20 protein-coding genes and 1 tRNA gene are annotated in these 18,694 nt (G+C 68.4%); 11 read left to right on the forward strand and 10 right to left on the reverse strand.

Going from position 1 to position 18,694, the window contains the following annotated elements; genetic code table 11:
• Positions 1–255: 255 nt before the first annotated feature.
• Together ACTOQ3_RS00495 and ACTOQ3_RS00500 are read right to left on the reverse strand one after the other, a co-directional pair.
• A complete protein-coding gene (locus ACTOQ3_RS00495; protein ID WP_440081332.1) occupies positions 256–1,230 on the reverse strand; it encodes a cobalamin biosynthesis protein in 975 nt (324 codons plus the stop codon).
• Entirely contained in the window at positions 1,214–2,020 is an 807-nt protein-coding gene (locus ACTOQ3_RS00500; RefSeq protein WP_440081333.1) for a phosphotransferase enzyme family protein, read from the reverse strand. The genes ACTOQ3_RS00495 and ACTOQ3_RS00500 overlap by 17 nt, the downstream gene beginning before the upstream one ends.
• A gap of 374 nt (positions 2,021–2,394) precedes the next feature.
• Here ACTOQ3_RS00500 and ACTOQ3_RS00505 point away from each other — a divergent pair.
• Positions 2,395–2,468: transfer RNA gene (locus ACTOQ3_RS00505), tRNA-Arg, on the forward strand.
• A 1,656-nt stretch (positions 2,469–4,124) separates the two neighbouring features.
• Entirely contained in the window at positions 4,125–4,439 is a 315-nt protein-coding gene (locus ACTOQ3_RS00510) for a hypothetical protein (RefSeq protein WP_440081334.1), read from the forward strand.
• A gap of 155 nt (positions 4,440–4,594) precedes the next feature.
• Here ACTOQ3_RS00510 and ACTOQ3_RS00515 read toward each other — a convergent pair whose 3' ends face one another.
• The gene (locus ACTOQ3_RS00515) at positions 4,595–4,948 is read right to left on the reverse strand and encodes a PIN domain-containing protein (RefSeq protein ID WP_440081335.1); all 354 of its coding nucleotides are present in this window, start codon (positions 4,946–4,948) and stop codon (positions 4,595–4,597) included.
• A gap of 67 nt (positions 4,949–5,015) precedes the next feature.
• Positions 5,016–5,261 carry a hypothetical protein gene (locus tag ACTOQ3_RS00520; protein WP_089211966.1) on the reverse strand — a complete coding sequence of 82 codons (246 nt, stop codon included), beginning with the start codon at positions 5,259–5,261 and terminating at the stop codon, positions 5,016–5,018.
• A gap of 366 nt (positions 5,262–5,627) precedes the next feature.
• Here ACTOQ3_RS00520 and ACTOQ3_RS00525 point away from each other — a divergent pair, with 366 nt between their 5' ends.
• Entirely contained in the window at positions 5,628–6,374 is a 747-nt protein-coding gene (locus ACTOQ3_RS00525) for a hypothetical protein (protein ID WP_440081336.1), read from the forward strand.
• Between the two features lie 303 nt (positions 6,375–6,677).
• On the opposite strand, the gene ACTOQ3_RS00530 is transcribed toward ACTOQ3_RS00525, so the two are convergent.
• Positions 6,678–7,193: a hypothetical protein gene (locus tag ACTOQ3_RS00530; protein WP_440081337.1), complete on the reverse strand. Its 516-nt coding sequence runs from the start codon at positions 7,191–7,193 to the stop codon at positions 6,678–6,680.
• A 120-nt stretch (positions 7,194–7,313) separates the two neighbouring features.
• On the opposite strand from ACTOQ3_RS00530, the gene ACTOQ3_RS00535 reads away from it, so the two are divergent.
• Complete coding sequence (locus tag ACTOQ3_RS00535) at positions 7,314–8,006, forward strand: hypothetical protein (RefSeq protein WP_440081338.1); 693 nt, start codon at positions 7,314–7,316, stop codon at positions 8,004–8,006.
• Between the two features lie 383 nt (positions 8,007–8,389).
• Positions 8,390–8,638: a hypothetical protein gene (locus tag ACTOQ3_RS00540; protein ID WP_440081339.1), complete on the forward strand. Its 249-nt coding sequence runs from the start codon at positions 8,390–8,392 to the stop codon at positions 8,636–8,638.
• A 108-nt stretch (positions 8,639–8,746) separates the two neighbouring features.
• Here the strand turns inward: ACTOQ3_RS00540 and ACTOQ3_RS00545 are convergent, their stop codons facing one another.
• Positions 8,747–9,346, reverse strand: a complete 600-nt coding sequence (locus ACTOQ3_RS00545) for a short chain dehydrogenase (RefSeq protein WP_440081340.1) — start codon at positions 9,344–9,346, stop codon at positions 8,747–8,749.
• Positions 9,347–9,416: 70 nt separating this feature from the next.
• On the opposite strand from ACTOQ3_RS00545, the gene ACTOQ3_RS00550 reads away from it, so the two are divergent.
• Positions 9,417–10,277 carry a LysR family transcriptional regulator gene (locus ACTOQ3_RS00550; protein ID WP_440081341.1) on the forward strand — a complete coding sequence of 287 codons (861 nt, stop codon included), beginning with the start codon at positions 9,417–9,419 and terminating at the stop codon, positions 10,275–10,277.
• Between the two features lie 39 nt (positions 10,278–10,316).
• Here the strand turns inward: ACTOQ3_RS00550 and ACTOQ3_RS00555 are convergent, their stop codons facing one another.
• Together ACTOQ3_RS00555 and ACTOQ3_RS00560 are read right to left on the reverse strand one after the other, a co-directional pair.
• Complete coding sequence (locus ACTOQ3_RS00555) at positions 10,317–10,934, reverse strand: hypothetical protein (RefSeq protein WP_440081342.1); 618 nt, start codon at positions 10,932–10,934, stop codon at positions 10,317–10,319.
• Positions 10,935–10,936: 2 nt separating this feature from the next.
• Entirely contained in the window at positions 10,937–11,509 is a 573-nt protein-coding gene (locus tag ACTOQ3_RS00560; RefSeq protein ID WP_440065857.1) for an RNA polymerase sigma factor, read from the reverse strand.
• A gap of 366 nt (positions 11,510–11,875) precedes the next feature.
• On the opposite strand from ACTOQ3_RS00560, the gene ACTOQ3_RS00565 reads away from it, so the two are divergent.
• From ACTOQ3_RS00565 to ACTOQ3_RS00585, 5 genes are all read left to right on the forward strand, one after another.
• A complete protein-coding gene (locus ACTOQ3_RS00565; RefSeq protein WP_440081343.1) occupies positions 11,876–12,256 on the forward strand; it encodes a hypothetical protein in 381 nt (126 codons plus the stop codon).
• 27 nt (positions 12,257–12,283) lie between these two features.
• Positions 12,284–12,898, forward strand: a complete 615-nt coding sequence (locus tag ACTOQ3_RS00570) for a carboxymuconolactone decarboxylase family protein (protein WP_440081344.1) — start codon at positions 12,284–12,286, stop codon at positions 12,896–12,898.
• A gap of 4 nt (positions 12,899–12,902) precedes the next feature.
• On the forward strand, positions 12,903–13,481 hold the full coding sequence (locus tag ACTOQ3_RS00575) for a TetR/AcrR family transcriptional regulator (RefSeq protein ID WP_440081345.1): 579 nt from the start codon (positions 12,903–12,905) through the stop codon (positions 13,479–13,481).
• Between the two features lie 258 nt (positions 13,482–13,739).
• Entirely contained in the window at positions 13,740–14,360 is a 621-nt protein-coding gene (locus tag ACTOQ3_RS00580) for a histidine phosphatase family protein (protein ID WP_440081346.1), read from the forward strand.
• A 118-nt stretch (positions 14,361–14,478) separates the two neighbouring features.
• Entirely contained in the window at positions 14,479–14,814 is a 336-nt protein-coding gene (locus tag ACTOQ3_RS00585; RefSeq protein WP_440081347.1) for an SCO4225 family membrane protein, read from the forward strand.
• A gap of 94 nt (positions 14,815–14,908) precedes the next feature.
• Here ACTOQ3_RS00585 and ACTOQ3_RS00590 read toward each other — a convergent pair whose 3' ends face one another.
• Positions 14,909–16,726 carry an adenylyl cyclase gene (locus ACTOQ3_RS00590; protein ID WP_440081348.1) on the reverse strand — a complete coding sequence of 606 codons (1,818 nt, stop codon included), beginning with the start codon at positions 16,724–16,726 and terminating at the stop codon, positions 14,909–14,911.
• 366 nt (positions 16,727–17,092) lie between these two features.
• The gene (locus tag ACTOQ3_RS00595; RefSeq protein ID WP_440081349.1) at positions 17,093–18,637 is read right to left on the reverse strand and encodes an MFS transporter; all 1,545 of its coding nucleotides are present in this window, start codon (positions 18,635–18,637) and stop codon (positions 17,093–17,095) included.
• Between the last annotated feature and the right edge of the window lie 57 nt (positions 18,638–18,694).

Raw genomic sequence — 18,694 nt, forward strand, 5'->3', positions numbered from 1 at the left:
CGAACCCTGCACGACGCACGGCACCGCGACGACCCGTGACACCGGGACGGCAGGTGGCATCAGGACAGATCGGAACCGCGGGCGGTTCTCCGGGGGAATCAACCATCATGGCGACCAGCATGCCGCGCCCGCGCCCGCGCCGCCCACCCGGACTCCCGAACAGGCCCTTTCGCCCTCCGGCCGTGTCCTTCCGGTACGCCTGATCCCCTCCGTGGCCCCTTCACGGCCCCTTCACGGCCCCTTCTCCTCGGCCGCCTACCGGCGCCGCAGGACGGCCAGGACCGCCAGGGCCGCGGCCCCGAGGCCCACCGCCCGCGCGAGCCGTACCGACCTGCGGATGTCCGCGACCGAGGGCTCGGGCCCGTCGCCCATCTCCGGCCGGTGCTCCACGCGGGTGCCGTACACGTTGACCCCGCCCAGCGTGAGGTCCAGCGCCCCCGCGAAGGCGGCCTCGCAGCGGCCCGCGTTGGGACTGGGGTGGCGGTGACCGTCCCTGCGCAGCACCGCCACCGCGCGCAGCGCCGAACCCCCCACCAGGGGGGCGCCGAGCGCGGCGAGCAGTCCGGTGATCCGGGCGGGCACGAAGTTGGCGGCGTCGTCGAGGCGGGCCGCCGCCCAGCCGAAGCGCTCGTAGCGCGCGTTCCGGTGGCCGACCATCGCGTCCAGCGTGTTGACGGCCCGGTACGCGAGCAGGCCGGGCACCCCGGCCACCGCCCCCCAGAACAGCGGCGCCACCACCGCGTCCGAGGTGTTCTCCGCGATCGACTCGACGGTGGCCCTGGCGAGCCCGGCCTCCCCCAGCCCGGACGGGTCGCGCCCGCACAGGTGCGACAGCCGCCCCCGCGCCCCCGCGAGATCACCGTCCTCCAGGAGCCCGGCCATCGCCGCGCCCTCGCGGCCCAGCGTCGTACCGCCGATGACCGCCCACGTCGCCGCCGCGCTCAACGCGGCCCGCACCACCGGGTTGCGCGACCGGGTCGCGGCGTGGCCGAGCAGCGCCACCGGGACGACGCACAGGGCCACGTGGAGGACGCCCCGGGCCCGGCCGTCTCCGTAGACCCGCCTCTCCACCCCGGCGGCGGCGGTACCGAACAGCGCGACCGGATGCCCGCGCCGGGGGTCGGCGAGCACGGCGTCGATCACGACCCCGGCGAGCATCCCCACCCCCTCGGCCACCCCCGGCCGCCTTCCCCTCACCCTGATCTCCGGCCGCCTAAACGAGATGCTCATGGAGCTCATCCTGGTGGGTCTCCAGCCACACGCGGGCCCGCCGGATGCGCTCCCCCGCCCCGCCCGCCCACATCCGGGCCCATCCGCCGCCCTCGCCCTGCGCCTCGGCCTTGGTCCGCATCGCGTGGTACGAGCGGTCGAAGCGGAGCCGGGCGAGATCCAGCAGGCGGCGGCGGTCGCGGGGCGTCAGGCCGTACTCGTCGCAGAACAGCCGGAGCCGGGGACCGACGTCGAGGCGGCGCTGGAGCGGCTCCAGATCGACGGGATCGGCGATCGGCGCCCAGTGGCGCAGCGTGGTGACCACGTCGAACAGCCGGGTCGTCGGCCGGGCCATGTCGAAGTCGATCAGCGCGGCGGGCAGCCCGTCGCGGAAGATCACATTGTCGAGGTTGACGTCGCAGTGCCCGATCAGTTGCGGTGCCGCGTCGTCGTTGGACCCGGCCTCCCAGACGGCCCCTCGCGGCGGGACGAAACCCTCCGCCGCGTCGTGGAAACCGCGCAGCAACCGCGCCAGCGCGGCCAGCGACTCCCCGGTGAGCGCGAACGAGGGCAGCGGCCTGGCCGCGGACTCGCCCTCCACATAGCTCAGGATCTCCCTGCCCCGCTCGTCGACTCCCAGCGCCCGGGGAGCACCCTCGAACCCGGAGCGCTCCAGATGGCGCAGGAGCGCGTGCACCGACCCCGTGGAGGCCCTGCTGGGCCGCCGGACGGTGTCCCCGACCCGCACCACCCCGTCGGTGACATCACCGCCCAGAAGGGGGATCTCCTCTTGGACCGTGGTGACGAACATGGCATACGAGCCTAGACCGCCTCGCCTCTTCGAGAGAACGATTCGGGCAGACCGCTCCCACCGGACGGACAGCCCCGAAGGACTTCAGGCCCTTCCGAACGCCCGATCCTCGCCCTTCCGAACGCCCGATCCTCGCCCTTCCGAACACCTGCCCCCGCCCCCGCCGCGCCCGGCGGAAGAACTCGCAGGTCAGACGCACAGAGGAGTCCCTCGCCGTTCCGGCTCCCCCCTTTCGAACGGCCCTCACCCACCTGAGCCGAAGCGGGTGAGCGGTCACTCTCCCCGCAGAGCGGGTGATCCACAGAGTGATCCTCACGACACCGGCCCAAAACCGTTACGTGGGCACTCCCCGGATCATGCACAATTGAGCGGGAGCACCCTTAGCTCAGCTGGATAGAGCATCGGACTTCTAATCCGACGGTCGCAGGTTCGAATCCTGCAGGGTGCGCTGCCAAGACCAGGTCATCCACGCGCTGACCTGGTCTTTTGCTTGTCCGGGACCCAACCCCCTCATGCAGCCGCAGGCGGCCGAAAGCAGCCGTATGCCACCGGTCGCGGAACATACGCGGAATACCCGAGGCCCCGTTTCCCCAGGTGAGCCCGAGGGTTCCGGAGCCTCGAGGGGCGATTCCGGGGCCGGAACGACGAAGGACCCCGAGGTGTCCCGGGGTCCTTCATGGAGCATGATCCGTGCCATGTGACGAGCGCTGCCAAAATTCTTTGGTTCGCCACCTCGCGCTGGCCGTCGATGCACTTGGCGTAGACCCTGAGCATCACGTCCACCCCGTGACCGGCCCTCTCCGCGGCTTCCGGCGCGTGCACCCCGGCGTTGAGCCAGAGGGAGACCGCCGCGTGCCACAGGTCGTACGCCTGCCCGCCAGAGGGGAGGCGACCTGATCGGGGGTGAAGGCGTACGTCCGAGCCTCCTTCCAGACCTTGGCGTACGCCGACCCGGAGATCAGCCCGCCCGCACGGGTCCGGAAGAGCCTGCCATCGGCGGTGACGCCGTGACGGTCGATGTGATCACGCAGAATGGCCACCAGCTCCGGCGGGATCGGCACCGGCCGCGTCTCCTTCTCGTCGCGGTGCTTGAGACCACCCTCGCCGTGGGTCTCCCGAGTCGGTGAACCGCTTGTTGCTCTGCGGCTTGGTCTTCTCCAGGGTGAGCAGTCCTCAGCCGGACGCCGGAAGGTGACAGTCCTTCTTGCGGAGCCCCGCCGCCTCCCCCGGACGCAGGCCACCGAAGTACATGCAGGCGAAGAGCGCCGCGAGCATCCCCCCCCCGCGACCGGTCCACGTAGGTCACCGCGGTCAGCAACTCACGGGCCTGAGCCGGATTGACCACCGAACGCCGATCGATCTCACCGCCGGACTTCGCCTTGCGGAGCTTGACCGTGTACAGCGGATTCGCCGGAAGCTCCTCCATCTCCACCGCGTACTCCAGCACGTGATGAAAGACCGCCCGCTTGCGACGGTAGGTCAAGCGGCGGCGCGCCGCGCCGCCGTACCCGGCCCTCTGCCGCCCGCCGACCGGGCGTGCGGCGTGGGCGCCGGTCCCGGTCAGCGGCGCCCCGGGCCGTCCACCGACCCGCGCGCCCGCCGTATCCAAGGCTCTCGCCGCCCGCCGGCCCGCCGCCGCTCCGCTTCCTGGGCATGCATATGATCAGCCTGTCGACAGGAGCAGGCCGTGATTCACTATCCGTTCGCGATCTTCCTTCTTCTCGTACTTGTATCAGCGGTCGTCATCCCCATGGTGATAGCCATCGCGCTTATCCGGCTCTTTCGAAGCTGACGCCTCCGGCGGGGGATTCCGCTCCGGGATGATCGAGACTGCCGATCGCGGAGCCGTAGCCGGCTGAGGTGAGGCCGGATCTTCCCGTCTGCCACGTCCCAGGCAAGCCCAACAGCTCGACTTCTCCGGATCAAGGCCGTCTGTGACCGTCGGCATCCCATGGCCGAGGAACGTCCACCGGCCGGCGTACACGCGAAGACGGCCTTGACCCTCCGTCCCCGAGCTGTTGCCCCTCTGGGGTGGGACGAGGCAGACGGGAAGATCCGGCGGGCGGGGCGTGCGCAGGTGCGCAATCCATGCCACTCTGCGCCTATGCTCACCGTCCGCCAGCTCCTCGACTACCTCACCGGTTTACCCGATGAAACCCCCGTTGTGATCGACGTCAATGCCGGGGACTGGTACCTCCGTGTGGAGGAGGTCAATGTCACCACCGCCCAAGACGCCACAGCGGGCGGAGACCCCCACGAAGGCACCGAGGTTGAGATCTTTTGGGAGCCCGGCCAACACGGCTGGACCGTGAACGGCCCTTCCAAAACGCTCTTCACCCTGGATGACGTAGAGAAGCTGATCGTCGAGCGTGACGCGCTCCGCCGACAACTGAAAGAACTTCGCTCGTCGGGCCATTAGCAGGCCATTAACCAGGGTGACGAGGGGTCAACCACGGTCACTCACGACCGGCCGAACGCCCAGCTCAGCCGCTCTACAAGGCGTGATCGATGCACTTCCCAAGCTGACAGCGCGGGTTCGATTCCTGTCACCCGCTCCACCCTTGTAAGACCAGGTCAGCCAAGCACTTTCGGTAGAAGCGTGAACGCCGGCACATGTCGAGGTCGGATCAAAGTGAAGTCACGTCGGTCCAGCGTCGCGATCTGAGTAATATTCAGGCGTTCTGCGATGGCGACCACGGACACGTCAGCCGGGTCGAGTCGAGCATCTCGGTAGGTGCGGACGAGCCCTGCCATTCGTCGCACATCGGCTGGCACCAGATCGACCAGTTCAAACTCCTCAACCGCCAGATCGAGAAACTGCGCATGCACGCGAGGTCCCATGTGCCTGTTGATGGTCCACCCCGCCTCGATCAAGTAGTCGAGGGCAGCAGGAGCGGCCCCTCCAACTTTTCGAGAAGACGCACGCATGAGGCATGGTGCTTATCATCTCGATCAACGACAGCGATCAAGGGGCCAGTGTCCAGGAGCGTGGAAGTCACGTTGACCGATTGAACCGCTCCGCCAGCAGATCTTCGACCCGTTCCGACAGATCCCCTTCACCGGAGGCCCCGATCCCCGCGATCGACAACCGCCGACGCCGAACCGGCTCATCGGTCTCTTCGTCCACGGTCTCAGCCAACTCCGGATCCGTCTTCACCAGACGCAGCAGACGACGCGCCTGGTCCGGAGAAAGCCGATCGACCAGATGGTGGAGCTCCTCGTGCGCGTGCCCGGCAGTCATACCTCTGAGTCTACGTAAGCGTCTGCGCTTACCCCAGCCCAACCGCCGTATCAGCGGTGTCTTGACATCGAGACTTCGTGCCAGATGCGTGCCAGAACGAGTGGGGAACCACGGTCACTCACGGGGAGTCACGGGGACTCGGCCCACTCTGACCTGCACCCCTGTTTTCCCAACTCAGGGCAGCAAGGTCAGTAGATGCTTCCCAAGCTGATAGCGCGTGATTGATTCTGGCGTCTCTGCTTCAGCGCTTCGTCCAACTCGACCGGAACTTTATATCCGTCTTGTCCGTCATCATCGCCAAAAGGGGAAACAGGCGGTGCCGATCGATCATGTATTGGCCTCATACCAGCCGAAGGGCGACGCATTTTGATCAACCTGGCCCCGCGCGTCCGAGCACTCGCCGGACGCGCCACGACGCTCCTCTCCTACGGCTACCCCGCAGAGAACAGGACGATGTACGGCGTGGCGGTCTTGGACGGGGACGGGCTGGTCCTGTTCTACTCGCCGGGGGCCGGATCCCGGCATGAGCTGGAGGAATTCGCCGCCGACCAGGGGCTGATCTTCGAGTTCCGGCGATACGGAACCTCCGCGGAGGCGAGGGTCGCCTTGGCCCGTCGCGCCCCGGGCTGGAAGGGGCTTGCCCCCACGGACCCGCCTGCTTCCCATGAGAGCCCACGCATGCACCTACTCGAGCCCGTGAACCAATTCCGCTACATCAAGATGATCATCAATATGTGGTCCGATATGCGAGCCCGTCGTGCCCATGCCCGGCTGAATCGACCTCACAGATCAGGCGGTCATGAACTCTCGCGTCTGGACGGCCGGGCCTGTCACCTCTTCGCCGAGCACGGTCAGACGGCGCTGGAGTCGGAGGATGGCCTGCGTCTGATTCCCCAGGCCGATCTGTTGCTGTGCTACACATCCGAGTCGGACGTGCATGGCTTGATGGTGTTCGGCGAGCCCGGTCAGCCCTTGGTGCACCTACCCGGACGGTGGAATACAGAGGATACGCAGCGCTTCGCCGGACGGAACATCCTGGGGTTCGAAGCACGCAGATTGCCACACGAGGAATACCTGGCCTTGACGGGTCGGGTCCAGGACGCGGTTCCTTGAGTGACCTGCACTGCGAACGGATCGTCTGCTACGTGCCCGTCGGGAGAAGACTCTCACGCGGAACCACAGAGGGCGCAATCAACAGCATGACCAATGCCGCAACAAGTGTCGACACATCACCAAGGTACCCAGTCGGCCGCGCGGTATATGCACGGGATGATCTTCGGCGGTCGAGCTCGGGAAAGATGCTGCCGCTCTGGTGAGAGGCCTGTCTCCGCTGGGAACGTGGCCCTCTTGAAAACCGCTAGCTGGGAGGTAGCGCTCTGACCATGTTCGATCGCCGGCAAGGTCAGACGTGATCTGTTACACGCCGAGGCCGTGTCTCGTGTACCGAGGATCGGGAAGCCCGAACTCCATGCCGTTCTCGTCGAGGGCGTTGTAGATCGTCATTCTGCCGTCCGGGAAGACGAAACTGACGGCTACCATCCCCTTGGCTATGTCCTCACCGTCCCATTCGAGAAGCTCCACAGCGCGCAGTCTCTGCCCTGCCAGCGCGGCCAGCTCACCTGGCGCATCTCTTCGCCAGGCCAATCGGAATCCCTGTCCGGCCCAACTCAAGGGCTGTGCCGGATCGACGATGTTCCACGTGATCGAGATCTCATCGAACTTGTGGTGAACGACCTCGACCTGTTCACCCTCGAAGTCCAACAGGACCAGGCCGTCGCAGAACCAGGCGCTCTCGTCGAGATCCCACACCAGCAAGGCGCGGGTCAGTCGCCGCCCCTTCAGCAGGGCCAGTCTCCGGCCGTGAGCGGCGAAGATCGCCGAACGCCCCCGCAGCCACACCGGCTTGTAACCGGCGATCCCGAAATCGAACACCTGGCGATGATGCCAGGAATCGGCAGCAGGCAGCCACGTCTTTTGAGCAGCCCTTTTCCGAGTGAACACGGCTCATAGGCTGGGTGGAGATAGCGGGTGATCCGACAGAGGGGCATGAGAATGCGCATCACGAACCGGTTCGTGCCGGGGCGGCCCCCATACCCGCCGGGCGCCGAAGAGGCTCTTGCTCATGTCATTCATCGGGCCTTCACCGACATCCGTCACATGGTCCGCTACCGCAAGCCGCTCTGGCTGGACAGCGATGACCCCGGGCCCGAATCAACCGCCTACCTCCAGAAGATCCATATGCTGTCGGACCTCGGTGACCAACTGCCGTCGTGCCTGGCCGCCATGGTCCGCCGGCCCCGATCTCCTGAGAAGATCACATGGAACCTGACCTATACCTGGAGGACCGCCGGCCCGGACAAGCGCCGATGGCTGCGAGAGGCTTTCGCCCAAGTCGGCTACGACCATCGCCATCTGTTCCCTGACCGCGGAGACCATGACACGTACGACCAGGCGTCACGACTCGGGAAGTGGATCCGAACGGCCCGAATCGCTGCAGAGGTCGAGCTGACCGCCTGCGGGTACGACAGGAAGGTGTGGGAGGAAGACGACTGGCACAGGCTGGAGGAGATCCCCGGCCCGGACGGCCCACGTCCTCATGTCATTTTCACGTTTTCCGCCCGCCCCAGACTTGCACGTTGGTTGAGGAAGTCCTCACTGATCGTCGCTGTAGACGTTGAGACGGATCAGGCGACCCTGCTACCTGAAGATCCGGAACATGTGCGGAATGAACTCATCCGCCCTTGACCCATGAGGTGGAAGAGCGCAGATCACGACACCACCCGGTGGACGAGCCGCACTCCACTTCTAATCCGACGGTCGCAGGTTCGAATCCTGCAGGGTGCGCTGCCGAGACCAGTTCATCCACGCGCTGACCTGGTCTTTCGCTTGCCAAGGGGACACACCCCTCAGGCAGCCGCAGGTGTGCCGTTGAGGAACATTCCCGAATTGTTCTCATGAAAATCAAGCGGCGGCGTGCCGCGCCGTACCCAGCCCTCCGCCGCCCGCCGTCCAGGCGTGCGGCGTGGGCGCCGATTCCGGCCGGCGGCGCCCTGGGCCGTCCACCGACCCGCGCACCCGCCATACCTGACCCACTCGCCGGCCACCGGCCCGCCGCCCACAGTGACGACATGGCCGAGAGCACACCACCTTCAGACAGTCGCTACTCCGAACTCGGCAGGCTCATCGAAGAAGAGCGCTACATGGCCCTTGAGCTTCGAGAAATCCGCGCCGAGATCGCAGGCCTCGTACAGCAGCTCCTCCCCCACCACTCGCGCACCGACAAGATCGACGAAGTCGTGCAGGCCAGCGGATACAGCCGACATCTGATCGATGTCCTCCGCTACGAAGACCACCCCTGGCACCGCCCAACCTCCTAGCGGCAGAGTCGACAGGAACAGCCTCCGGTGGGGGCACCTCGACTCCGGGATGATCGACGTTGCAACGCGAGACCGTAAGCAGTTTCCGAATGTTCCTGCTCCCCGGCACTACGGAAGGGAGTAGATCTGGCCGGTCTGGGCGCCTTCGATCGAGCGGACGTAAGCCGCGGCGACATCTTTGAGGTCCACCGGCGGGAAGCCGGGAAAGTAGGCCCCGTACTTGTCGAGATCCTCGGTGAAGACCGTCGGGGAGACGGCATTGATCCGCTGGGGGGCGATTTCGATGGCGGCCGCCCGCACGAACGCCTCCACCGCGCCGTTGGCCAGGGACGCGGCACTGCCCGTGACGACGGGCTCACGAGCCAGCACTCCGCTGATCAGGGTGAAGGACCCGCGCTCGGAGACGTGAGGAACACCCTGACGCACCAGCTCGATCTGGCTGAGCACCTTGCCGTCGAACGCCGCCCGGTAGTCCTTTGGCGTCATCTCGACGAACGGCTTCCAGGGGACGTCGCCGGCAGCGCTGACCACGGCCTCGACCGCATCCGCCTTTGCGTACAGAGCCGTGATCTGAGTGGGGTCGGAGATGTCGTGGCGGAGGTCACCACTGCTTCGGCCGACGGTGAGCACATCGTGGTCACGCCCGAGCAGGGTCTCGCGCAAGACGGTGCCGAGTGTGCCGCCGGCGCCGATGAGGAGGATCTTCATGGCGACAACGTTACGGCGGTACGGAACCGGTAGTGAAATGCTCTTCAGGCGGCATTTATGCTCGGCGATTATGAATGTGGAACTGCGGCACCTCCGGGCCTTGGTGGCGATCGGAGACGAGGGCACCATCACCGGTGCCGCGCTCGCTCTCCACATGAGCCAGCCCGCGCTCTCACGCACGTTGGAGCAGTTGGAGAGCCGTCTGGGTACCCGGCTGGTGGAGCGCACCACTCGCAGCCTCGCGCTCACCGAAGCCGGGAGGCGACTGTGGGAGCACGCCCACCGCATTCTCGACCAGGTGGACACCGCGCTGGCCGAGGCGGTCGCCGGGACGCGGTCGCGCTCCATCCGGGTGGCCTTCGCCTGGTCCGCGCTGGGCAGCCACACGGTTCCCCTCCTTCGCGCCTGGCGTGACCGCCACCCCGACACACCCGTGCACATCCGGCGCGTGGACGACCCCGAGACGGCCGTGCGGCGAGGCGAGGCCGACATGGCCTTCCTGCGCGCCGAGCCCACCCCGGATCCCAGCCTGGCGAGCTGTTCTCTCATTCGCGAGCAGCGGATGGCGGCCGTGTCCGAGGAGGACCCGCTCGCCCGGCGCTCGGCCGTGCGCCTGGCCGATCTCGCGGGCCGGCCCGTGGTCCTGTGCTCGACCGCCTCGACCACGCGCGCCGACCTGTGGCCCGACACCCAGCGGCCCCCGACCTTCCAGGTGCCGGGCGTGGACGAATGGCTCACCACCATCGCCACCGGGGAGGCCGTCGGGGTGACCACCGCGGGCATCGGCTACAACCACCCTCACCCGGGCATCCGCTACCTGCCCCTGTCCGATGCCGCCCCGGTGACGGTGTATCTGGTGTGGCCGAGCAGGCCCTCTCATCCCGCGACCGAGGCCTTCCGCCTGCTGGTGCAACGGCAGCTGGCGTCCTAGCAGCGGCATGCCCGGCGGGACCGTGGCGGCAAGAACCCCTCAGCCGGTGTCCGCGACGGGCGTGCACGGCTGCACGGGGGTGTCCGCCTGGGCCAGCCACGTGCCGAGTCGCCAGGGCACCTGTGCGTTCGGGTTGTCGCGGAACTCCATCACGAGCGTCTCGCCCGGCCTGATGTGCTCGGGGGAGATCCGGATCGTCCGTACGGAGGTCACCGTGGCGGCCTTGAGCGAACGCGATTCGTTCACGAGTGAACGCAACTCGTCCGGTCCCGTGGTGGGCGGCCCGTCGTAGCTCGGATCCACACCGGCGAACCGAGGAGCCACGCACCGCGTGCCCGCGGCCAGGAACGTCACGTCCGCCTTGATGCCGGCCGCGCCCAGCTTGGCCTGCAGCCCTTCGGGGTCGCGTAGCTCGTTGACGGTCACCGTGAGCGTGCCGTCCGAGCTCTTGGCCAGCGCGTAGGCGGGAGTGTCGTTTCCGATGATCAGCGGTATGACCGCGACCGCCGCCGCGACACCGGCCGCGACCAGCAGCCGGGGGGCGGTGACGAAGCGCCGCCGGGGGTGCATCCCGTCGAGGAGCCGTCGCCGCGCTCCGGCGAGCTCCTCCGGGGTGGCCGGCGGAATGGTCTCCCACATGGCCTTCAGTGTGTCCATCGTCATTCTCCTCGTTCTTCCTGGTTCAGGGCTTGGCGGATCTGGAGACGGGCTCGGTTGAGCCGCGAGGCGACGGTGCCCGGTGGGATGGCGAGCGCGTCGGCGACCTCCTGGTAGCTCAGTTCGGCCCAGGCGACGAGCAGCAGCACGTCACGATCGGCTCGTTTGAGTTCCAGCAGGGCCCGTGCCAGCGGCCGGTTGACGGCCAGGGTGTTGACTCCGTCCTCCACTTGGAGGCCGGGTATCTCCGCCGGATGCACGCCGCTGCGGATGTACGCGCGGTAGAGGTTCGTCTCGGTGCGCCGCCGCTTGCCGATCACGTTGGAGGCGATGCCGTACAGCCACGGGCGGGCGTCGGAGCGGCCCCGGTCATAATCGCTCCGGCGTTGGAAGGCGGCCAGAAAGGTGTCCGCCACGACGTCCTCCGCCTCGCTGGGGCCCAGTCGCCTGGTCACGTAGCGGTGCAGGAGCGGCGCGTGCCGGTCGAACAGGACGGCGAAGATCTCGGGCTCGTTCAGCGACCTCTCGATGAGGGTCGCGTCATCGACCTCGATGGCTTCGCGGGGGATTGTCATACATGTTGGCCTTTCCTGGCGTATGAGGTCACCTGTAGTTACCGCGCCGGGCCGAAATCCTTCATCGGGCAATCACCGCGCCCCGGGGACGCGGCCGACGCGGACCACACGAGGAACGATCTTCGTCGCGCCCGCCCGGCGAATGACGCTCTCCCCCGACGACGGCCCTTCCGGTGCCGAAGCCGCCGAGCAGGTCTTGAACGGCCAGGTCGTCGACGGCGCGGGAAGCGCCACCAGAAGTATGACGATGGTCACTATCAGCTGACTTTTCATGAAACGGACTCGCCAGTCCGGTACCGTTCATCACTAAACGGACCATTGAGTCCGTTTCCACGTCGATTCGCCACGCAGAAGGAAGTTCGAGTGATGAACCATTCGCGTATCAGCGAAGCCCTCCGGGAACTGGTCTTCGAGCCCAGGCTTGAGCTGGACGAGGCCCTGGACAAGTACTACGCCCCCGGCTACGTCCACCGCAGTGACGGGACGTCCCTCGACCGCGTCGAGTTCGCCGAGATGGTGGCCGGCACCCGGAGCCGGATAGCCGGCGGCACGGTGACCGTGCTCGACGAGCTCCGGGACGGTCCCACCTATGCCGAGCGGCATGTCTTCGAGATCACCATGGTGGACGGTTCCACTCTCCGGCGGGAGGTCTTCGTCTTCGGCTCCTTCGCCGAGGACGGCCGCTTCCAGCACCTCAGCGAGACGGGGTTCTCCGTAAGCCCGGACGAGACCCGCCGACCGGCCTGACGAGACCTGAAGAGAGTGGAGAAGGACATGCCCCGTCTCGCGGATCCCGATCCGAAGAACATCCCGGACGACGTACGCGAATTCCTCGCCGTCCTGCCGCCGGACCCGCTGGTCAGGATGCTGACCCACTCGGCCGGCACCGTGAAGCCGTTCATCCGGCTCGCGAAGGCACAGTTCAGCTCGCTGGAGCTGCCGGCCCGCTCGCGGGAGATCGTGATCCTGACCGTGGCCGAGTACGCCGGGTGCGAGTTCGTCGCGGCCCAGCACCGGCCGATGTCGGAGGCGGCCGGTGTCGACGAGCGCACCAGGCGGCTCATTCGCGGCAGGGAACTCGACAGTCCCGAGCTGTCGACCTCCGACCGGGCCCTCATCCGGTTCACCGCCGAGGTGGTTCGGCGGCCCACCGTGTCCGACGAGCTCTTCGACCAGGCCCGGCGGTTCCTCACCGAGCGCGAGATCGTGGAGGTTCTCCAGGTCGCCGGCTACTACTGGTCGTTCAGCCGGGTCTGCACCGTGCTCGAGGTCGAGATCACCAAGGTGTACGGCGCCGGCGAACCGGTGCTCACCGGCGGATCCGACACCGCCAGGCTCGGCCCGGCGGGTGTCCCGGGTGAGCACGGCGACGATGCTGGGGCACACTGATTCCATGGCCTCGTCCGACATCATCCGGCCGCCGACCGAACCGGCCCGCTCCCATCGGCGCCTGGACGCCCGGCGCAACCACGAAAGGGTGATCGCGGCCGCCCGGGAACTTCTCGCCCAGCACGGCCTCCAGATGACGGTGCCCCAGGTGGCGGAACGGGCCGGGGTCGGCCGGGCGACCGTGTATCGGAGTTACCCCACCAAGGACGACCTGATCGTCGCGATCGTCCAAGAGCAGTTCCAGCAGCTGGAGCAGCGTACGCTCGCCGCGCTCGACAGCGACGACGCCTACCAGGGACTACGCGACTACATCCCCGACCTGCTCGAACACCTCACCCGCAACCGAGGGCTCGCCGCCGCGTTCTTCGAGGGCAGGCTCGTCCCCGCCGGCCGCCTCCTGGAGCTGATCGCCCGGCTCGTCGAAGCCGCCAAACCGTCCGGCCGGATCCGTCAGGACGCCGGCGAGCTGGACCTGCGTGTCGTCCTCTGCGGAGTGATCAGGCAGCTCATCACCCTGGACCGGTGGGACCAGGCCCTGTGGCGCCGTTACGGGCACATGGTGCTCAACGCGTTCCGCCCCTGAGCGGTCCGACGAGACGCCCTCGCCGCACGAGACCGGTCACGGCCGGCGATTCGCCCCCGATCCGGCGGTCGCGGACCCCCGGCCCGGCCCACGCCATCCTTTTCGAGGACGAGCACCACATCGCGCGGCGGGGCCTCTGCCTCGCCGGTCGCGTCCACGCCGCCCCGGCCGGCGTCCCCGCAAGCGAGTGACCGTCGTCGACGGGCGCCCGGACGGTGAGAATCGGTATGGTGTCGCCCGGAAGGCGAAAGGATCACTGTGCCGTACTCTTCCCGCTACCTGTATCTCACCCGGCACGGCGAGGCCTCGCCGGTCGAGGGCGAGCTGACGGAGAACGGCCGCCGGCAGGCCGCGCTGCTCGGCAGGCGGCTTCGGGGGGTTCCCCTCTCGGCGATCCACCACGGTCCGCTGCCCCGGGCCGGCCAGACCGCACGGCTGATCGGCGAGCAGCTGGACGGCGTCCCCCTGCACGTCTCGGAGGCCGCCGGAGACTACGTTCCCTGCACGCCGGAGAGGGATGAGCTGCCGCCCGAGGCGGCCGACCACCTGCTCCGCTTCCTCGGCCTGTTCCCGGCCGAGGAGCGCGAGCGCGGCGAGGCGCTGGCCCGCGAGGCGCTGGAACGGCTGACGGGCCCGGTGGAGGGCGACGCGGACCGCCACGAGCTGGTCGTCACCCACAACTTCCTGGCCGGCTGGCTCGTGCGGGCCGCGCAGGACGCCCCGCGGTGGCGGTGGCTGGGGCTCAACCACTGCAACGCGGCGCTGACGGTCATCCGGTACGCGCCGGGCCGCCCCTCGGCCGTCCTCTTCTTCAACGACATGAGCCACCTGCCCGCCGGGCTGCGCTGGACCGGTTTCCCCGACGTGCCGCGCGTGTGAGACGCGGCCCGGCCGTGGCGGCGGCCGGTTCGGGCCTTCGGTTCCGAGTATCCGTACCGGGACAGGTCAGGTGTTCGTACCGGGACTTCGGCGGCGGCCCCGGGGCAGAGTCGGAGTCATGAGACCAGTTCGCGGCTTGGCCCGTTTCACCTCCCGGTACAGGCGGGGCACCCTCGCCTTCGTCCTCAGCGGCCTCTACGTCCTGCTCGTCATCGCCGCGCACATCGTCGCCGAGGTCGGCATGCGCCAGCCGGACAACCAGGGTCTGTCGGCGGTCATGCTGATCCTGGTGACCCTGCCGCTCTCGTGGCTGGTGATGATGATCCCCGCGGAGACGATTCCCGCCGGCGCGCATCTGCTGCTGCTCACCGCCGCCGGGCTGGTCCAGGCGTCGTTCCTGTGGTGGTTGCTGCGCGGGCCGAGGGTGACCGTGCCCCCGGCGCGGGAGAGGTGACCGTCCGCCGGCCCGGAAGAATCCGGGTCGGCGCCGGCGGACGGTCGGCACGGGGTCCGCGGACGGGGTCACGCCCTCGGACGAGTGGGTCAGGTCAGGGGTAGCTGACGACGTTGCTCGTCCCGTACGAACCGACGACGGGGGTGCCCGCCTCGTTGATCGTGCGCTCGATGCCGCCGCTGCCGTTGAGGAAGACCGTGACCATGTTGTGGAACCTGGCCCCCGGCGTCTTCGGGACCTCGATGCCGCGGTCCGCGCGGATGTCCACACCCTGGTTGAAGAAGGAGTAGACGCCCATGCCCCACGCCTCGTGGTTCCGCACCCTGTGATCGACCTTGTACGAGGCCCAGCCCTTGCCGGTCGGGCTGTTCCAGGCTTCCTGGCTCGGCGGGTCGTAGGGGATCTCGCTCTGGTAGAAGATCGTCCGGCCTCTCTCGCCGTTCCAGATCGTCTGGTACTTCTGGTAGTGCTCGACGAACAGGCCGTACGCCGTCACGTCGTCGCCGTTGACCACGACGCCCGTGTCGGCCGTGTTCTGCGTCCAGCCGATCCCGTTGCCGTGGTCGCCGCGCCACGCCCAGATGTTGTCGACGATCGTGTCGTCGCTGTTGATCACGAGACTCGTCTTCGCCTTGCCCACCCAGGGTCCGCCGATGCGGAAGAAGACGTCCTGCAGCGAGATCGGGTTCCTGGAGTGGTCCCGGCGGCTGTGACGGTCGCCGACCTCGACGAGCGCCTCGGACTCGCGCCGCCCGGCGTCGACGAGCACGCCCGCGATCCGGACGCCGTCCACGTCCTCGATCCGCAGTGCCGCGTCGCCGGTGTCCGGAGCCAGGCTGGGCATGCCCAGGCCGAGCACGACCGTGTCCTTGTGCTTGACGCGCAGCGCCCGGTCGAGGTGGTAGACGCCCGGGGTGAGCAGGAGGTGCTTGCCGCGCGACAGCTGCTGGTTGATCCTGCTCGCGCTGTCGGTCGGCTTCGCGATGAAGAAGTCGCGGATCGGCAGCGACGATCCCTGCTGCTGCCGGCCGTCGGCCCAGGTCGTGCCCGAGGTGTTCCGGCGCAGGGCCGGGACGAAGACCTGGTAGGCGCCCGCGTCGTCGACGTACAGGAAGGGCTTCTCGCGCGTCACGGGACTGGTGGGCAGCGTCGTGTAGGGCGGGTTCGGGAAACCCTCCGCGGGGGCGCCCACCACGCCGGAGAACACCTGGTTCCAGACGCCGTTGGTCCAGGCGTCGCCGAGCTGGCTGTCACGCGTCAGCCACTGCTGCTGCGAGCCGTTGATCGTGACCCCGTCGATCTTCGAGTCGGCGATGTACCCGCCGCTGGAGAAACCGCCGTTCCCGGGCTCCAGCCAGAGGGTGCCGCGGATGTGGACCCGTCGCATCGGGGACGCCTGCGACACCGCCCACTGGTTCGACCAGTCGGTCGGCGTCACGGACAGGTTCTCGGCGGAGCGCCAGAAGTTGGTGAGCGCGGAGATGCCCGCCTCGGAACTCGGGTCGGGCTGGCCGACGACCCGTACCGCGCCGTTGATGTCGACGTCGTCGGGCGACCGGCCGAGTCCCGCGACGGTGGTGTAGTAGCCGAGCTTGGCGTTGACGTCGTAGCGGCCGGGCTTGAACAGCACCGCGTACCGGTTCGTGCCCATCTCGTTGTTCTCTTGCCGCGCGAAGATCTCGTCGAGCTTGGCCTGGATCTCGGTGGCGGGTGTCGACGGGTCGTACACGAAGACGTTGGGCCCGAAATCCGGTGCTCCGCCCGGCCGCGCGGCGGCGGGGCTCGCCACGGCCACCAGCCCCATGGCGGTGAGCGCCGCCACCGAGGTGGCCAGCGCGAGGAGACGGACTGAGGAGATGCCTCTGCGTGCGCGCGACGTCGCGCGTCCATCCTGGTCACGAGCTGTTCTCATCGACCTGCCTATCGAGACCGGGCGGCGTGACGTCACCGGGATGCCGAGAGAGCGCTCTCTCGCCGCCGCCGCGCTTACGTCAAGCCTTAAACGAAGTGGTGACGTATTTCTATACGGTTAATCGCGTCTCGCGCTACGGCAGAACGACACCTTTGTCGGCTCGTTGTGGATCGGGCCGAAGCCGGGGCCCGTGTCCGGGGCGACGGCGAGCTGCCAACTGCCACGAGAGTTCGCCGCGGCGCTGACCGTTTGGGCTGCTCGTCGGCCTTCTCCGCGCTCGGGCCGCAGATGCAGGGCGCCGTCGGGTCCTGTGTGCCGGCCACGAGGACACGAGAGGTCTTCGCTGTGCGCCCGGTTCCTACGTGGTCATCGGGCGGCGACGGCCTCGGGGGCTTCTGTCTCGTCCGTGACCGCGGGAGTCGTGTTCCTGGGGCCGCGGAAGGCGATGTAGACGAACAGGACGCCCATGACGGCGGCTCCTGCCCACATGGCCTGCTGCCAGCCGTCGACGAAGGACTGCTGGGCCGCGTGGAGCAGGTCCTGGGCGCGCGGGCCGGCGTTGCCGGCCGCTTCGACAGCGTTGGCGACGCCTTGGCGCGCGGTGTCTGCGGTTCCCCGGGGGATGCCGTGCAGCCGGTCGTCGATGGCGCCGCGGTAGCCGTTGGTCAGCAGCGCGCCGAGCAGAGCGACGCCGAGTGCGGTGCCGAACTCGCGGGTGACGTCGTTCAGCGCGGAGGCCACACCCTGCTCGGCGCGCGGCAGGGAGGCAGTGATGGCAGTGGTGGACGGGGTCATCGACAGGCCCATGCCCAGTCCCATGGCGAGCAGTCCGGGCAGGATGGACAGGTAGCCGCCTTCGACGGAGACGAACAGGGCCATGAGCGTGAGACCGAGTCCGGCCAGCGCGATGCCTGCCGCCATGGTGGAGCGGGAACCGATTCCCGCGGCGAGCTTGGGGGCCAGGCCGGAGGCGGCCATCATCATGACGGCCATGGGCATCATGGCGGCCGTGGACAGCAGCCCGGACCAGCCGAGCACGGCCTGCAAGTACGGGAAGAGGACCACGCCGATGCCCGCCTGGACACCGAAGACCACCAGCAGCGTGATCGAGCCGCTGCTCAGGCCGCGCTCGCGGAACAGCCGCACGTCCAGCAGTGCGCTGTCGCGGCGGCGCAGTTCCCAGGCCACGAAGCCGACGGCGGCGAGGAGGCCGACGGCGAGGCTGATCAGGGTGGCGGGGGCGGTCCAGCCGCGTTCGGGGCCTTCCTGCAGGACGAAGATGAGACCGGTCACGGCGAGGGTGGAGAGCAGTGCGCCAGCGGTGTCGAAGTGGTGGGCCGAGGTCTCGCGGGAGTTGGGAACCGCCTTCAGGGTCATGGCCAGGGCCACGAGGATCAGGGCCACCGGCAGAGCGAACAGCCAGCGCCAGGTGGCGACGTCGACGAGGAGGGCGGAGAGGAACATGCCCAGGATGCCGCCGCCGCCGGCGACGCCGGTCCACACGCCGATCGCCTTGGCGCGCTGTTCTTCGGGGAAGGTGGAGGTGATGACGGCGAGGGTGACCGGCATGACCATCGCGGCGCCGATACCGCTGGCGACGCGCGCGGCGAGCATCACCTCCGCCGTCGGGGCCAGAGCCGAGACAACGGTGGCGACGCCGAAGACGCCCAGTCCGGTGAGGAGCATGGGCTTGCGGCCCAGGCGGTCTCCGATGGCGCCGAGCGGCAGCAGCAGCGCCGCGAGGGCGAGGGTGTAGATGTTGATGATCCACAGGACCGTGCTCTGCGAGGCGCCGAACTCCACGGCCATGTGGGTCTGCGCGACGTTCAGCCCGGACACCGAGGCGATGACCGACATCAGCGCGAGGGAGACGGCGATCAGGACCGTACGCAGCTGACGCGCGTCCGGCATGTCTTCGCCACTGGCCGGTGCGGCTTGCCGGGGCTGGGGTGTACTCATGATTTCCTC

It is taken from the genome of Streptosporangium sp. LJ11, from assembly GCF_051918945.1.
In the GTDB taxonomy this organism is placed as follows: Bacteria; Actinomycetota; Actinomycetes; order Streptosporangiales; family Streptosporangiaceae; genus Streptosporangium.

What these genes read in the sequence shown, in the direction of transcription:
- ACTOQ3_RS00495 (WP_440081332.1), bottom strand. Translation starts at nt 1,230, where the DNA reads ATGAGCATCTCGTTTAGGCGGCCGGAGATCAGGGTGAGGGGAAGGCGG.
- ACTOQ3_RS00500 (WP_440081333.1), bottom strand. Translation starts at nt 2,020, where the DNA reads ATGTTCGTCACCACGGTCCAAGAGGAGATCCCCCTTCTGGGCGGTGAT.
- ACTOQ3_RS00510 (WP_440081334.1), top strand. Translation starts at nt 4,125, where the DNA reads ATGCTCACCGTCCGCCAGCTCCTCGACTACCTCACCGGTTTACCCGAT.
- ACTOQ3_RS00515 (WP_440081335.1), bottom strand. Translation starts at nt 4,948, where the DNA reads ATGCGTGCGTCTTCTCGAAAAGTTGGAGGGGCCGCTCCTGCTGCCCTC.
- ACTOQ3_RS00520 (WP_089211966.1), bottom strand. Translation starts at nt 5,261, where the DNA reads ATGACTGCCGGGCACGCGCACGAGGAGCTCCACCATCTGGTCGATCGG.
- ACTOQ3_RS00535 (WP_440081338.1), top strand. Translation starts at nt 7,314, where the DNA reads ATGCGCATCACGAACCGGTTCGTGCCGGGGCGGCCCCCATACCCGCCG.
- ACTOQ3_RS00540 (WP_440081339.1), top strand. Translation starts at nt 8,390, where the DNA reads ATGGCCGAGAGCACACCACCTTCAGACAGTCGCTACTCCGAACTCGGC.
- ACTOQ3_RS00545 (WP_440081340.1), bottom strand. Translation starts at nt 9,346, where the DNA reads ATGAAGATCCTCCTCATCGGCGCCGGCGGCACACTCGGCACCGTCTTG.
- ACTOQ3_RS00550 (WP_440081341.1), top strand. Translation starts at nt 9,417, where the DNA reads ATGAATGTGGAACTGCGGCACCTCCGGGCCTTGGTGGCGATCGGAGAC.
- ACTOQ3_RS00555 (WP_440081342.1), bottom strand. Translation starts at nt 10,934, where the DNA reads ATGGACACACTGAAGGCCATGTGGGAGACCATTCCGCCGGCCACCCCG.
- ACTOQ3_RS00560 (WP_440065857.1), bottom strand. Translation starts at nt 11,509, where the DNA reads ATGACAATCCCCCGCGAAGCCATCGAGGTCGATGACGCGACCCTCATC.
- ACTOQ3_RS00565 (WP_440081343.1), top strand. Translation starts at nt 11,876, where the DNA reads ATGAACCATTCGCGTATCAGCGAAGCCCTCCGGGAACTGGTCTTCGAG.
- ACTOQ3_RS00570 (WP_440081344.1), top strand. Translation starts at nt 12,284, where the DNA reads ATGCCCCGTCTCGCGGATCCCGATCCGAAGAACATCCCGGACGACGTA.
- ACTOQ3_RS00575 (WP_440081345.1), top strand. Translation starts at nt 12,903, where the DNA reads ATGGCCTCGTCCGACATCATCCGGCCGCCGACCGAACCGGCCCGCTCC.
- ACTOQ3_RS00585 (WP_440081347.1), top strand. Translation starts at nt 14,479, where the DNA reads ATGAGACCAGTTCGCGGCTTGGCCCGTTTCACCTCCCGGTACAGGCGG.
- ACTOQ3_RS00590 (WP_440081348.1), bottom strand. Translation starts at nt 16,726, where the DNA reads ATGAGAACAGCTCGTGACCAGGATGGACGCGCGACGTCGCGCGCACGC.
- ACTOQ3_RS00595 (WP_440081349.1), bottom strand. Translation starts at nt 18,637, where the DNA reads ATGCCGGACGCGCGTCAGCTGCGTACGGTCCTGATCGCCGTCTCCCTC.